The organism is Marinobacter sp. W-8 (assembly GCF_044342215.1).
Classification (GTDB): Bacteria; Pseudomonadota; Gammaproteobacteria; order Pseudomonadales; family Oleiphilaceae; genus Marinobacter; species Marinobacter nauticus.
This window is the reverse complement of the sequence record NZ_CP172297.1, coordinates 1,995,744-2,009,341: the sequence shown is the minus strand read 5'-3', so window position 1 is coordinate 2,009,341 and position 13,598 is coordinate 1,995,744. Positions and strand designations below refer to the sequence as shown.

General features: G+C 58.8%; 12 protein-coding genes. 4 read left to right on the top strand and 8 right to left on the bottom strand.

Annotation, left to right across the window (positions count from 1 at the left end):
- Positions 1-192: 192 nt before the first annotated feature.
- Together ACF8YQ_RS09350 and ACF8YQ_RS09345 are read right to left on the bottom strand one after the other, a co-directional pair.
- Positions 193-399, bottom strand: coding sequence for a cold-shock protein (locus ACF8YQ_RS09350; protein ID WP_011784828.1), 207 nt, complete (start codon positions 397-399; stop codon positions 193-195).
- Between the two features lie 246 nt (positions 400-645).
- Entirely contained in the window at positions 646-1,518 is an 873-nt protein-coding gene (locus tag ACF8YQ_RS09345) for a LysR family transcriptional regulator ArgP (protein ID WP_396621220.1), read from the bottom strand.
- A gap of 89 nt (positions 1,519-1,607) precedes the next feature.
- Between ACF8YQ_RS09345 and ACF8YQ_RS09340 the strand changes: the two genes are divergently transcribed.
- The 4 genes from ACF8YQ_RS09340 to ACF8YQ_RS09325 all read left to right on the top strand — a co-directional run bounded on the left by ACF8YQ_RS09340 (position 1,608) and on the right by ACF8YQ_RS09325 (position 6,874).
- Positions 1,608-2,213 carry a LysE/ArgO family amino acid transporter gene (locus ACF8YQ_RS09340; protein ID WP_396621219.1) on the top strand — a complete coding sequence of 202 codons (606 nt, stop codon included), beginning with the start codon at positions 1,608-1,610 and terminating at the stop codon, positions 2,211-2,213.
- 125 nt (positions 2,214-2,338) lie between these two features.
- Positions 2,339-3,493 carry an efflux RND transporter periplasmic adaptor subunit gene (locus ACF8YQ_RS09335; RefSeq protein WP_396621218.1) on the top strand — a complete coding sequence of 385 codons (1,155 nt, stop codon included), beginning with the start codon at positions 2,339-2,341 and terminating at the stop codon, positions 3,491-3,493.
- Complete coding sequence (locus ACF8YQ_RS09330; RefSeq protein WP_396621217.1) at positions 3,490-5,424, top strand: MacB family efflux pump subunit; 1,935 nt, start codon at positions 3,490-3,492, stop codon at positions 5,422-5,424. The genes ACF8YQ_RS09335 and ACF8YQ_RS09330 overlap by 4 nt, the downstream gene beginning before the upstream one ends.
- A gap of 4 nt (positions 5,425-5,428) precedes the next feature.
- Positions 5,429-6,874, top strand: a complete 1,446-nt coding sequence (locus ACF8YQ_RS09325; protein WP_396621216.1) for an efflux transporter outer membrane subunit — start codon at positions 5,429-5,431, stop codon at positions 6,872-6,874.
- Here the strand turns inward: ACF8YQ_RS09325 and ACF8YQ_RS09320 are convergent.
- From ACF8YQ_RS09320 to ACF8YQ_RS09295, 6 genes are all read right to left on the bottom strand, one after another.
- Complete coding sequence (locus ACF8YQ_RS09320) at positions 6,822-7,616, bottom strand: RES family NAD+ phosphorylase (protein ID WP_199452626.1); 795 nt, start codon at positions 7,614-7,616, stop codon at positions 6,822-6,824. The two genes, ACF8YQ_RS09325 and ACF8YQ_RS09320, sit on opposite strands and share 53 nt — an antisense overlap.
- On the bottom strand, positions 7,613-7,978 hold the full coding sequence (locus ACF8YQ_RS09315; protein ID WP_011784835.1) for an MbcA/ParS/Xre antitoxin family protein: 366 nt from the start codon (positions 7,976-7,978) through the stop codon (positions 7,613-7,615). The genes ACF8YQ_RS09320 and ACF8YQ_RS09315 overlap by 4 nt, the downstream gene beginning before the upstream one ends.
- A 66-nt stretch (positions 7,979-8,044) precedes the next feature.
- Positions 8,045-9,604 carry an FGGY-family carbohydrate kinase gene (locus ACF8YQ_RS09310; protein WP_396621215.1) on the bottom strand — a complete coding sequence of 520 codons (1,560 nt, stop codon included), beginning with the start codon at positions 9,602-9,604 and terminating at the stop codon, positions 8,045-8,047.
- On the bottom strand, positions 9,597-11,195 hold the full coding sequence (locus ACF8YQ_RS09305; protein WP_396621214.1) for a glycerol-3-phosphate dehydrogenase/oxidase: 1,599 nt from the start codon (positions 11,193-11,195) through the stop codon (positions 9,597-9,599). Before ACF8YQ_RS09305 ends, ACF8YQ_RS09310 begins: the two co-directional genes overlap by 8 nt.
- 7 nt (positions 11,196-11,202) lie before the next feature.
- Entirely contained in the window at positions 11,203-12,807 is a 1,605-nt protein-coding gene (locus tag ACF8YQ_RS09300; RefSeq protein ID WP_199452621.1) for an FAD-binding oxidoreductase, read from the bottom strand.
- 123 nt (positions 12,808-12,930) lie between these two features.
- Positions 12,931-13,590: a transglutaminase-like cysteine peptidase gene (locus tag ACF8YQ_RS09295; RefSeq protein ID WP_014421651.1), complete on the bottom strand. Its 660-nt coding sequence runs from the start codon at positions 13,588-13,590 to the stop codon at positions 12,931-12,933.
- Between the last annotated feature and the right edge of the window lie 8 nt (positions 13,591-13,598).

Sequence of the window (13,598 nt, the reverse complement as noted above, 5' to 3'; positions counted from 1 at the left end):
TGGGCCTTTTCTGGTTTGCTGAGCCTCGAGGGCCTGGGGAGTGAATTCACCCGAGCAGGCATTATAGGCCTTAGCGTGGCTCAAGGTGAGCCCGACCATGGTACTAATAAGGATGAATACGGACTAACACGGAAATTCAGGCAACAAAAAAAGGCAGCCGAAGCTGCCTTTTTGATCGTACTGGGCTGTTAATTACAGACCAACTACGTTTTCCGCCTGAGGACCTTTCTGGCCCTGAGTCACGGTGAATTCAACCTGCTGGCCTTCTGCCAGAGTCTTGAAGCCGCCGCCCTGAATGGCGCTGTAGTGAACGAAAACGTCCGGGCCGCCTTCACGAGTGATAAAGCCGAAGCCTTTGGATTCGTTGAAGAACTTAACAGTACCGGTAACAGTAGACATATTTTACTATCCTGAATTCAATCATTTAATGTGCTGCCTGGTCTCGTTGTGAGGGCAGGTCAGCGGTGTGCGGAAACATAAAAACTGGCGTGATCAAAAACAGGACGAACACTACTTATAACAACAGGGATGCGTCTTATTGATGAATGCTTTGCTAAATCTTTCCAACGACGGCCACTTTACTCCTGTCTGGATGGTTTGCATAGCTATTTTTTCTAGGCAGATACCCTGATCACCGGAAACCGCTCAAACCAACTCGCTCGAATCCTGCAGTTTGCGCGTTAACCGAGACATCAACTCCCCACCGTGCCGCCAGAAGTGCCAGTAAAGCGGTACTTCCAGGCCACTGCCCGGGGCGATACTAACCAGTCGATTTGCCTGGATATGCTCCCGGGCCTGAATTTCCGGAATCATTCCATAGCCCATGCCGGCCAGCGCGAGCTTTACGAAGCCTTCGGATGACGGGCACAGGTGGTGCGGAAACTTTCCCTGATAGCCAACCTGGGCCAGAAACCGATGCTGGAGTTGATCGTTGGGGCCAAACACGATGGCGGGCGCGGATTGCAGGCTCCTGTTGTTCAGCCCGTCTGGAAAATAGCGGCGGGTATACTCCGGTGTGGCCAATGGCAGATACGTCATCACTCCCAGCGGTATGCACCGGGCGCCGGCAACCGGCTGAGGGCTGCTGCAAAGGCAGGCGGCTACGTCGCCCTCGCGCATGCGCCGCAGTCCTACGTCCTGGTCTTCTACCACCATGTCCAGAAGTATTCCTTCTTCGGTACAGAAGTCGCCGACGGCAGAGGCCCACCAGGTTGCGAGGCTGTCCGCATTGAGCGCGACGCGAAATCGAGTGGCTGGTTCGGCCAGGGAGGGAATGGAACTGGTCAGGTCGCGTTCCAGCAGGCGCACCTGATGAACATGATTAAGCAATCTCTGGCCGGCGGGCGTTGCTCTTGGGGTCTGGCTTCGCACCAGCACAGGTTGGCCAAGCCTGACTTCAAGTGTACGAATTCGCTGAGAAATGGCGGACTGGCTGATACCCAGCATGTCGCCGGCTTTGTCAAAACCGCCGGCGTCGACCACGGCAGCAAGAGCTTCGAGCAACTTGTAATCAAGCATAAGCAAAACTTATCAGGCATTAACAGGATGAATTTCAAGTATAGCGGTAACGGGGTAGGCTTGCGCCATTAATCATAAGGAGTGCAGCGGTGTTTGAAAGTTATCTGACAGGCCTGGTGGTGTGTGGTGGAATTATCGTGGCTATTGGTGCCCAGAATGCCTACGTTCTCAGTCAGGCCATTCGTCGTGAACACCATTGGTGGTCGGCCGGTTTGTGTATGACCTCGGATATCCTGCTGTTCACTCTGGGCATGTTTGGTGTGAGTGCGGCACTGATGGCCATGCCCGAGGCGCTGGACGTGCTCAGATGGCTGGGCGTTGGGTTTCTCGGTTTGCTGGCAGGACAGGCGTTCTATCGGGTTCTGAAGGGGAGGGCGTCACTGGCGGCAGGGGAAGCTCGGCGCAGCACCGTCAAAGGCGTAATCCTGACAACCTTGGCGGTCACCTTGCTGAACCCCCAGGTTTATCTGGACACGTTACTGCTGATTCCGGCCGTGGGTGCCCAGCAATCGGATCCGGCCACGTTTGTGGCGGGTGCCAGCAGCGCGTCGGTGCTTTGGTTCGGCGCGCTGGCCTGGGCCGGTTCCCGGCTGGCGTCCTGGTTGGCCAGGCCTGCGGCGTGGCGTGTGATTGACGGTGTTATCGGCCTGATGATGGCTGCGATTGCTATTCAGCTCGCTACAGGAGGGCTGTAACCCTATATCCTCTTTGCGCCTGAGATCGTTCGTGTAAAGGTTTCGCAAAACCCTGATCCCCGGCTTCTTTTTCTCGTATCAGTTCTCTATGGTTCGGTCTGATTTGAACTCTTGGAGATATCTGAATGGCCTCTGCTACCCGTGCCGGGCATCGCTGGCTGAAGTGGGTTGGATTTCTGTGTGTGCTGTGCGCGATAGCCTTCGCTGTCGTTTGGTACGCCCGCAATGCTAACGGCGATGAACCGGCTTTGAATACCGTGGCGGTGAACCGAGGCGACATCCAGAACCTGGTTTCGGCCACCGGCGTGCTTGAGCCGAGTAATTATGTGGATGTAGGTGCACAGGTTTCCGGCCAGCTGGAGCTGATTCACGTACGAGTGGGCCAACCCGTTAGCACCGGCGATCTGCTGGCGGAAATCGACCCTACCGTGTATGTGGCGAAAGTGGATGCCACCCGCGCCCAGTTGAAGAACCAGCAGGCCCAGCTAGCCGATCGCAAGGCCCAGCTGCGCCTCGCCGAGATCCAGTTCCAGCGCCAGCAGAACCTGTGGCGTGAAGATGCGACCACACGGGAATCCCTGCAGACTGCCGAAGCATCGTTAGCGTCTGCCCGGGCGCAGTTGGCCATGCTTGAGGCACAGATAGAACAGACCTCCTCCACCCTGAGGGCTGAAGAAGCCAATCTGGGTTATGCGCGAATCTATGCGCCCATGGACGGGACCGTGGTCTCTATTGAGGCCCGCCAGGGACAAACCCTGAACGCGAGCCAGACCGCGCCGTTGCTTATGCGCATTGCCAATCTGAGCACCATGCGGGTGCGGGCCCAGGTGTCCGAGGCCGACGTTGGCAAGCTGCAACCGGGCATGCGGGTTTACTTCACCACACTCGGCGATGCCGAGCATAAGCTCTACGGAGAGTTGCAGTACATTGAGCCAACTCCCGAAGTAACCAACAACGTGGTGCTCTACAACGCCCTGTTTACGGTGGATAACCAGGAGGGACGGTTGCTGCCCCAGATGACCGCCCAGGTGTTCTTTATTCAGGATGAAGCGCTGGACGTATTGCGGGTGCCAGTCAGTGCGGTGGCGAGAAACCAGGTCAAGGTCCTGGATGCAAAGGGGCAGCCACAGATTCGGGACATCGAAACCGGCATCAGCAACCGGGTATACGTGGAGGTTCGGTCGGGATTGAATGAGGGTGATCAGGTGGTTCTCGCAAACCGGGATCCACGGGCCGCTCAGGGTGAGGGCAAGGCTGCCTTTCGGGGTATGCTGAGATGAGCCCGCGACCGTTGATTGAGCTTCAGGGCATTACCCGATCCTTTGGAGAGGGCGAACTGGCGGTTCCTGTGCTCAAGGGCATTGATCTGAAAATCTGGCCCGGTGAGTTTGTGGCCATCATGGGGCCATCGGGCTCCGGCAAGTCTACCCTGATGAACATCCTTGGCTGTCTGGATCAGCCCAGCGCTGGCCAGTACCGATTCAATGGCAGGGACGTGTCTGCCCTGGACCGGGACGAACTGGCACGGCTTCGGCGCGATGCCTTCGGTTTTGTGTTCCAGAGCTATAACCTGCTGGCCGGGATGACAGCTCGTGAGAATGTGGAGATCCCCGCCATTTACGCCGGAATGGCACCGGCCGAACGGCACGCAAGGGCGGAACGGTTGCTCACCGGGCTCGGGCTGGGCGAGCGTCTGTCGCACAGGCCGGCACAGCTATCGGGTGGTCAGCAACAGCGAGTGTCTATTGCCCGGGCCTTGATGAACGGCGGCCAGTTGATCTTCGCAGACGAACCGACTGGTGCTCTGGACAGCAAGAGCAGCCAGGAGGTGATCCGGCTGTTAACCGATCTTTCTGAGCAGGGCCACACCATTATCCTGATCACCCACGACCCCGATGTGGCAACTGTGGCTCGTCGGCAGATTCGCATTGCCGATGGCGAGATTGTTGAGGACACCGGCGCAGAAGTGCCTTCAGTCACGATTCAGCCAACCGACCAGAATGCCCGTCGTCGTTCCCGCCTTGGCGACTGGCACGAAGCCCTGAAAAGCGCGGTGCGTTCCCTGCACAGCAACCTGTTTCGGACGACGCTGACTCTGCTTGGCATCGTGATCGGGGTGGCCTCAGTGATCACCATGCTGGCGATCGGGGAGGGGGCCCGAAAGGATGTCGTCGACCGAATCAGCACCATGGGCAGTGATCTGCTGCTGGTGCGCCCGGGTGGTCCCGATCAGCGGGGTGGGCGCTGGAGCGTGACCACACTGGTACCATCTGACTTTAAAGCAATCAATGAGATAAGGGGTGTTCTTGCAGCAATACCTGAGCTGACTGGCGGACAGACGCTGCGATATTCCAACCGGGATCACTCGGCCGAGATCAATGCTACCTCCTTCCGCTTCCCGGTGGCCCGCCAGTGGCCTGTGGTTGAAGGTACCTTCTTCAGCGCCGAGGATGAAGCCAGCTACGCAGCCGTGGCGGTACTTGGCAAAACCACCGCCAACGCCCTGTTTCCCGACGAAAGCCCTCTCGGCAAACACTTGATGGTTAACAACGTGCTGTTTCAGGTGATTGGTGTGATGGATGAAAAAGGCGCCTCTCCCATGGGGCAGGACCAGGACGATGTGGTGTTTGTTCCCTACACCACGGGCAGCCTGCGCATCTTCGGGCAAACACACCTGCGCAACATCACCGTGGCTGTGGCGGATATCGATCGTATGGATGAGATCGAAGCCCTCATCCACGACACTCTGATGTCCCGCCATGGCATTGAGGACTTTACTATCCGCAACATGGCTTCATTGATTGAAACCGTTTCGGAAACCCAGAATACGCTCACCTGGCTGCTGGGCTCTATTGCAGCAATTTCCCTGCTTGTGGGTGGTATCGGGGTTATGAATATCATGCTGGTGAGCGTCACCGAACGTACCCGCGAGATCGGTATTCGCATGGCCACCGGTGCCCGTGCATGGAATATCCTGCAGCAGTTTCTGACTGAGGCCTGGCTGGTATCGGCCATTGGTGGGTTGATTGGTGTTGTCATCGGCATTGCGGCAACCCGGATTATTGGCTCACTGGGAACACCTATTCACATGACGCTGCTACCCATGGCCCTGGCCTTCGGTTGCGCTTTCGCCACAGGCCTGCTGTTCGGGTTTCTGCCCGCCCGCAAGGCTGCCCATCTGGACCCGGTTCATGCCCTGGCCTCGGAGTAATCTTATGAGCATTCGCCATATTGCACTGTTGTCGGTGTTGTTGACTGGATGCGGGAGCTTTCAGTCGCAACCCATTGAGCAGCCAGTGAATCCTCCAGCGCAGTGGCACATCGGGGCTGGCTCCGGCGAAGCTGTTGGTTCGCGTTGGTGGTATGCCTTCGGTGACGAAGAGCTCAACCGTTTGGTCGACCGGGCGCTCTCGAATAATCCAGACCTGGCCGCCACCGCTCAGGCAGTGATTCAGGCAGACTTGCAGTTGCGCAACGCCGGAGCTGCCTTGCTGCCGACCCTTGGTGCGTCGGGAAGCACGGGTAAACAGGCAAGCGAGGCCTCCGGCCAGGATCGTGTCACCAGTGGTTCGAGTAGCCTCGGGCTGTCGGTTGACTACGAGCTGGATCTCTGGGGTCGCCTGTCCGCCGCGGAAGCCGGGGCTCTCGCGGGTTTCCAGGCTTCGGAGTATGACTATGACGCCGCCCGAATGACGCTGGTGGCCTCGGTAGCCAGTACCTGGTTCGAATGGCAGGAGTTGCAGCAGCGCGTGGATATTGCGCGTCGGAATCTGGAACTGGGTGAAAAGACACTGGCCCTGGTTGAGGCCCGATATCGTAATGGCGTGGCTGATCGTTCGGAATTGTCCCGCCAGCAAACTTCCGTACTGAACCTCAAGAATGCGGTGCCGCCACTGGAGTATCAGGCCCGGCAACGGTTAGCGGCCTTGCGTCTACTGACCGGGGATTATCCGTTTACGGAAGACATTCCGGAGGCTGGGCTACTTGCGGTTCAAGTGCCGGAGATCAACCCGGAAACGCCGGCTAGCCTGGTTACCCGAAGACCGGACCTGGCGGCTGAGGAGGCTCGGCTGATGGCCGCCAGTGCGGACGTCGAGCAGGCCAGGGCGGCCTTGATGCCATCGGTGTCGCTCAGTGGTGCGGTTCGCTTCTCTACCAACAGCTTTTTAAGCCTGGCAGACCCACTGCAAACCGCCAATGGCCTGCTTGCCCTCAGCCAGACTCTGTTTGATGGAGGCCAGCGTCGCAACAATGTGGCCATTTCGGAATCCCGGCGGGTGGCTTTGTTGGAGAATTACCGTGCCAGCCTGCTCTCGGCATTCCAGGAAGTAGGGGATGCACTCGACAGAGAAGCGCTGTATCTGGACCAGGAGCAGCGGTTACAGAGTATTCTCGCTCAGGCGGAAGAGACCTTACGGTTGACCGAAGTGCGCTATCGGGAAGGGGCAGATGACTTGCTCACCCTGCTGGAAAGCCAGCGAACGGTGTTTGATGCCCGGCAGCAGCTCAGCCAGGTGCGGTTGAATCGGCTGATTGCAGCGGTGGATCTGTACAAGGCGCTGGGAGGCGGCTGGCAGACCGATCTTCAGGAGAGAGAAACGGCAGAAGCTACGGCGCCGGCTGAGGCAGTTCGCCCTCTATCAGAAACTGGTCCAGGCTGAATTCGTAAACCTGCTTGCTGCCATCCGGCTCCGACAGGCTCATGGACACCTGGCTGGGCGACGTCACGGCAATCAGTTTTTGATAACTTCTGGGGGCGGCGTCCCGGAACACACTGGCATTGAACAAAGCTACATTGACGCCTTCGACGCCGTTGTCCGGATGGACGGGGAGCTCATAGAGGCCTGCCTGCAGAGCGCGGGCTGAGAGAAACTGGAAGGCGCCCACTTGCAGGCTGCGCATGTCGGTACCCAAGGCCTGGCTTTCCCGGTAGCTGACTGGATCTGCCAGCGTATGATGCAGATCCTGCCAGTGTTCAGACTGCAGCCGAACACCTCGTTCCGTGCGGAATCGGGCGCTGAACACCGTATGCAAGGTGGTTAACGGGCGCTTGAACGGGACTTTCAGATGGCTCATGAATACAAACCGATAAAACGCGGTTTCCGCCAGAGCCGTGGGAATGCTCATGGCTCCGTAAAACAGACTGGGTTCGAAACTGCGGCCAAAACGTGAGCCGTATTTCAGGGGCGGGTAGCGGAACGGGGTGGTCAGCAGGTAATGGCGTTTTCGGGCCGTGCCGGGCACCGGTGGTTTGTTGCTTTCCAGCAGTTCCTCCAGTCGATTCTGTTCCTGCATACTGTCTACGATGCGTGCCGTCGCGATGTCTTCCTGACTTTCCACCACCCGAAACAGGTTGCCTTGCAGCGGTGTGATGGACTGGGCAATCCGTTCCCGATAGTTCAAATCCGCCCCCGCATGGCGTCCAGGTAGTGAACCACCCGAACCAGGCCTTCCGTGCTCTGGATCATTTGTCTGGGTGTATCCTCAAAATAGTGGTTGGGCGTGTTCAGCCAATGGGTCATGGCCTCCCGTTCACCGCCGGTCAGTGCATAGACGCTGCGGTAAAGCCGGATAAACAACAGTGCCAGTTCACCCGACTTACTGGCCGGATCAATGCCGTCGCGGGTCAAACCTGTGCGGTTGCGGCCAACCACGGCCGCGATTTCCGCTTGTGGCAAACCAAAGGCTTTGGCTGCGTTCAGCAGGGCTTTGGACAGCAGAGCTTTATCGCTGGTTTCCGGTGCTGCACTAACAGCTTCTGGCATGCCCTGGCCTCCGTTGATGAATTTTCATCATTATAGGCTCCTCTGAATAAAAAGTCACCAAAAGGGCTAGCGCGGATAGCCGGTAATCTCCCGGATCTTTTTGTACAGTGGTTGCAGGCGAGGATACATATCCTGATAAACCTCCCGGTAGAGACGTTGATAAAGCGCAGATGCTTCCGGGTTGGGCTCGAATACCCGGCCGGTTCTGGTCATAGCCGTGACCGCCGTGTCGAAATCCGGGTGTAATCCCAGCCCCACGGCGGCATCAATAGCCGCTCCCAGTCCGGAGGTTTCATAGGTATGCGGGCGTTCCGCCGGCAATCCAAATATATCAGCCGTCAATTGCATGGCCGCATCACTCTGGGACCCGCCGCCTGCCACTCGAAGCCGCTTGATAGCCTGGCCGCTGCGTTTCTCGATGCGTTCCTTGCCTTCCTTCAAGGCGTAGGCCAGCCCTTCCAGTATGGCCCGATAGACGTGAGCTCGTGTGTGCACGTCGCCAAAGCCGATAATGGACCCCTTGGCTTCCGGGCCAGGTTGGCGCACGCCGGGGCTCCAGTAGGGCTGTAGCATCAAACCCATGGAGCCTGGCGGCACCGCATTCACCAGTTCGTCAAACAGGGCTTCGGGTTCAATGCCTTTCTGTTCTGCCAGCTTTTGCTCACGCAGCCCGAATTCCCGCTTGAACCAGCTCACCATCCAGAAACCCCGATAGATCATGACTTCGGTGGAGTAGTGGCCGGGCAGGGCAGACGGATACGGCGGCATGAACCGGGTGGGTTCCACATAGCGGGCATTGGTGGTGTTGATGGTGGCCGTGGTTCCATAGCTCATGCAGCCGGTCTCCGGAGACAGACCGCCGGAGCCGAGAATTTCGCAGGCTTTGTCTGATGCCGCGGCGATGACGGGCAGTCCACCCGGCAGGCCAAGGTGCGCCGCCGCCTCAGGCAGCAGGGTTCCGATCTGTTCACCAGGCGGTATCAGTTCAGGCAGCATACCCGGGGTCACCGGCATCACCTGCCATTTGAAATCCCGGGGCCCCGCCCAACGCTGGCGTTTATAATCAAAGGGCAGGTAGCCCACCTGACTGCCGGTGGAATCGCGGTATTCACCGGTCAATCGGTAATTCAAATAGCCTGATAACAGCAGGTACTTGTGGGTTTTCGCCCAGATGTCCGGCTGATTCTGCGCGATCCAGTTCGCCTGGGTTTTTTCCCGGAAGCGGCCAATGGTCTCCTCCAGGCGGGCAAGCTTGAACAGCCAGCCCCAGGGGCCTTTCACCGCCCCGTCTACCCGTGCATGGCGCTGATCCAGCCAGATGATGGCGGGCCGCAGGGGCTTGCCCCCACGATCGAGGTTGACCACCGTGCCGCGTTGCGTGGTGACGGTCACGCCCACCACCTGCTCCGGGCGGGCGCTGGTGGTTTGCCAGAGTTGCTGGCAAGCAATGCCAAGGTTGTCCCAGAAGTACTCCGGGTGCTGTTCTGCCCAGCCGGGTTGCTCGGAAAAGTAAGGCTCGATTTCCTGCTTGCCCTTACCCAACAAGTTACCCTGGGTGTCAAACAGCAGGGCGCGGATGCTCTGGGTGCCGTTGTCTATCGCCAGTATCAGTGGGGTCTCAGGCATCCCGGGCATCCTCGCCCATCGGCAGTTGGTAGGCCTTACGGTAGGTTGCCAGATACCGCTCTTGCTCCTGATCCCAGCGGGCATCATTCCAGCCAAGCAGGCTCTGGCATCGGTTGCGGATTTCAGGAAGTAAGCTGGCCGCCCCGTCAGGCAGGATCAGCCCCAGGCGGGTACGCCGCAGCATCAGATCATCCAGATGCTGAACCTGTTCATGGCGACAGGCCCATTCCAATTCGGCCCAGAGCAAACCGGTGTCCGGGATTTCGGTCGCGTCACCCTGGTTCAGAATAGACTGGCGGTGCGGGCCGTAATAGCCGCCCAGCCGATGCCAGGCCAGCGTCGGAATATCATCGGGTTTACGGTCGTTTGGCGTGGCCGTGAATACCCGTTGCTCGTCGCTACGAAGCCGGTCTTCATGCTGATCACCCAGGGCCATGGCCAACGCCTGTCGTGCCATCTGGCGGAAGGTGGTGAGCTTCCCGCCGGCGATGCTGATCAGGCCCTTGTCGTACCGAATGGCGTGTTCCCGATTCTCCCGGGACGGAGCTTTACCTCCGCCGTCGGTGACCACAGGTCGAACGCCCGCCCAGGTGGACAGCACGTCGGCCCGTTCAATGGTCGCACCGGGGAATAAACGGGTGGCAATTTGCAGCAGATAATTTACTTCCCCACCGGTGATGGCCGGCTCCTCGTTCAGATCTTTGGCGTGTTCGAGATCGGTTGTTCCCAGAACCGTGGCACCTGCCCAGGGGAAGGCAAATACAGGCCTTCGGTCATCCGGGTGCATCAGAGAAACCGCGCAGGTCACCGGCAGCTTGTGCCACGGAATGACCAGGTGACTGCCTCTCAGCGGTCGGATGGTGAGCGGGTGATCTGTCGCTGATTGTTTCTGCAACCGATCGGCCCAGGCGCCGGTAGCGTTAATAACGCATCGGGTATTGACCGTGATGGCGCTCTGCTCTGCATTCTCTTCGGCAGTCAGTCTTAATCCGCAGACAGTTCCGTTATCATCCCGATCGACGGCGGTCGCGGCGACATAGTTCAGGCACATGGCGCCGTCGTGGGAGGCTTCGGCAATCAGCCTTTGGACCAGGCGGGCATCGTCTGTCACCGCATCGGTAAAACGACTGGTGGCGCGCAGGTTGGTAGTATCGAGCCCCGGGGCCCAGTTCAGGGTTTCCGCTGGCGTATATTTCTGATGGCTGCGGGTGCCGGCCAGGCGGTCGTACATGGCCAGCAGCATCTGGAACAGCCCGGGGCCCGGGAAACTGCCTTTGTAGTGGGGCATCAGGAAAGGCAGTGGATCGACCAGTCCAGGCGCTTCCAGCAACATGCGTTCGCGTTCCCGGACAGCATCGCGGGTTAACCCGATGTGTCCGCTGGCCAGATAGCGAAGTCCGCCATGGACCATCTTGGAAGAGCGGCTGGAGGTGCCCCAGGCGAAATCTTTCTGCTCCACCAGCAGCGTCTTCAATCCGCTGCCCGCGGCTTCGCGGGCAACGCCGGCGCCGGTAATGCCGCCGCCCACCACTACCACATCGAAGGTCTGCGTTTCGCCCTTCAGGTTTTCCAATATCTGTTGTCGATCCATGATCACTTCAATCCAGCAGAGTTTTGGGATTCAGGCGCTGGTCCGGATCAAAGCTCTGGGTCAGCGAACGAATTGCACGCATACCCAGCTCTCCCTTTTCGACAGGGAGGAAGGGGGCATGGTCCTTGCCTACGCCATGCTGATGGCTGATGGTGCCCCGGTTCCGCACGATCAGGTCTGAGGTGGTGTTTTTCAGATGTTGCCAGCGGCTCAGGGTCTCGTCATAGCTATCCGCAACCCGGAAAACATAGGTTGTATAGATGGAACAACCCTGGCCGTAAAAGTGGGACAGGTGGGTAAATACGTGGGTTCGCTCGTTCTTGTCTGCCAGACCTTCCCTGAGGTTGGTTTCAATCCGGTTCATCAGGGTATCAACGTTGTCCCAGTCGGTGGCGGTTTCCAGGGTGTCCACGGCATAGCCCATTTGCCACAGGGCTTCGCGCAGGTAGGGCATGGTGAAGCGCTTCTCCGCCCACTTCGCGCCAAGTTTTGTGCCGGTATAGACACCTTTGTAGTCACTGCAGAGTTTGCGGGCCTCCGTAAGTGCTCCCCGGCACTGGGCTTTGCTGCCGGTTACGCCAAAGGTCATCATGCATTTGCCGTCTTCCGCACCGCGGAAAGCCAGAAAACGTTCCAGTAGCCCGATCAGTTTCGGATGCCCGGCCAGCGCCAGCTGGGTTTCGGTTTCAATGGCGTTGCTCAGTCGTAGCATGGAAAGCTGAACCCGGTTCTGAACCAGCTTGCGAGCGGCGGTTCGGGCCTTGTCCCAGTCCGGGAAGAACACCACGTGAAAGCTTTCCTGTTCAGGCAGACGGCTGATCCGGGCTTTGACCTCGGTAATCAGGCCCAGCCGGCCCTCCGAACCGAGGATCATTTCCCTGACATCCGGGCCGGCGCTGGAGGCCGGAATGGTGGGGATTGTCAGGGTGCCTTGCAGGGTTTCAATCCGGCCGCCGGCAAACAGCTGTTCTATGCGGCCGTACCGCAGTGACTGCTGGCCACTGGAGCGGGATGCCACCCAGCCGCCAATCGTGGAGAGCTCGAACGACTGAGGGAAGTGTCCCAGGGTATAGCCATGGGCTCTTAACTGGGATTCCACCAGTGGGCCGGGGGTGCCTGCTCCGAAGGTGGCGATCTGGCTTTCCCGATCCAGGTCCATCAGGCGGTTAAGATTTGCAAGACTGACGGTCAGAACCGGTTTGCCCTGGTCTACCGGGTTGATGTGGCCAGCCACGCTGGTGCCACCCCCGTAGGGGATCAGTTGGATATCCTTGTCGTTAGCGTAATGGAGCAGGGCGCGAACATCGGTACTGGTGTTCGGGAAGGCCACGCCGTCCGGGAACTCGCCAATATCACCGCTGCGCATGGCCAGCCAGTCTGGCAGGCTTTGGCCCCGGGCGTGCCGGACCCGGGTTTCCGGGCTTCGGTCAATCAGATCGTCAACTCGGGCATCCGAGGGCAACCGGGATCCCGGAACCTGCTCACAAGCGGCATCCAGGGTGATATCCGCCAGCGGGGAGCCGCCTCCCACACGATCTGTGAGAAAGGCCTGACCTTGCTCCGGTAATTCCAGTGAGAACTGTTCGTCACCCCATCCATTCCAGCGTCGCATTCTGTACTGCTCCATCGTTTATCGAATTGCGGGCATTCTAACGGCTGGCCGGCCGTTACCAGTGTCAGAGAGCGACAAGCTCACTGTCATTTGCCGACAATCGGTATTCACAGCGCGTTCTTCTCAAGGGCGGAGGGCTTCGGTCAGCCTGTCGTTAAGATCCCGCCAATGCTCCAGCTTCCGGGCATCGCCAATTCTGGCATTGTCGCCGGATGTGCGATTCAGCCACAGGCCTTCACCGTTGAAGCTGTATACCGGTTCCAGATCGTTTCTCTGGGAAGCCGGTTTGATGTCATTGATCAGGTTGTCGAGAATCAACGGGTCGGAGCCCGGCGTTTTATACCAGGCCAGAACCATATGGGCCTGGTTCAACTCCAGTGCCTTGACGTAGATAATCCGGAGTTGGTCATCGGGGACGCCCATGGCCCTCAAGGTGAGGTACTTGGCGATGGAGAAATCTTCACAGTCACCGCCGTTGGTGGTGAGCAACTCCACCGGCGTGGCCCAGTAGTCTTCCTGGCCCCAGTGGCGGATGTCGCTGACAAACGTCACCCGGTTGAAGAAGGAATTAACCAGCCGAAGCTGGCGATCTGTCGGAGCGTTGGCAGCCAGCGCATGCAGGCGTTGCCAGTTCTCAAGCCGCTGGTGCGCGGCCTCGCCGAACTCTTCCAGCACATAGGTCATCAGGCGGCTGCTTAATTCAAGTGCGCTGACAACAGACACGGTAAGGATAAGGGGAAGCAACAGGGACTGGCGACGTGTAAGTCTGCTTGCCGCTTCCATGGCGGGCC

Coding starts and splice junctions, on each gene's coding strand:
- ACF8YQ_RS09330 (WP_396621217.1), top strand. CDS start 3,490: ATGAGCCCGCGACCGTTGATTGAGCTTCAGGGCATTACCCGATCCTTT.
- ACF8YQ_RS09310 (WP_396621215.1), bottom strand. CDS start 9,604: ATGCCTGAGACCCCACTGATACTGGCGATAGACAACGGCACCCAGAGC.
- ACF8YQ_RS09350 (WP_011784828.1), bottom strand. CDS start 399: ATGTCTACTGTTACCGGTACTGTTAAGTTCTTCAACGAATCCAAAGGC.
- ACF8YQ_RS09315 (WP_011784835.1), bottom strand. CDS start 7,978: ATGCCAGAAGCTGTTAGTGCAGCACCGGAAACCAGCGATAAAGCTCTG.
- ACF8YQ_RS09300 (WP_199452621.1), bottom strand. CDS start 12,807: ATGCGACGCTGGAATGGATGGGGTGACGAACAGTTCTCACTGGAATTA.
- ACF8YQ_RS09295 (WP_014421651.1), bottom strand. CDS start 13,590: ATGGAAGCGGCAAGCAGACTTACACGTCGCCAGTCCCTGTTGCTTCCC.
- ACF8YQ_RS09325 (WP_396621216.1), top strand. CDS start 5,429: ATGAGCATTCGCCATATTGCACTGTTGTCGGTGTTGTTGACTGGATGC.
- ACF8YQ_RS09305 (WP_396621214.1), bottom strand. CDS start 11,195: ATGGATCGACAACAGATATTGGAAAACCTGAAGGGCGAAACGCAGACC.
- ACF8YQ_RS09335 (WP_396621218.1), top strand. CDS start 2,339: ATGGCCTCTGCTACCCGTGCCGGGCATCGCTGGCTGAAGTGGGTTGGA.
- ACF8YQ_RS09345 (WP_396621220.1), bottom strand. CDS start 1,518: ATGCTTGATTACAAGTTGCTCGAAGCTCTTGCTGCCGTGGTCGACGCC.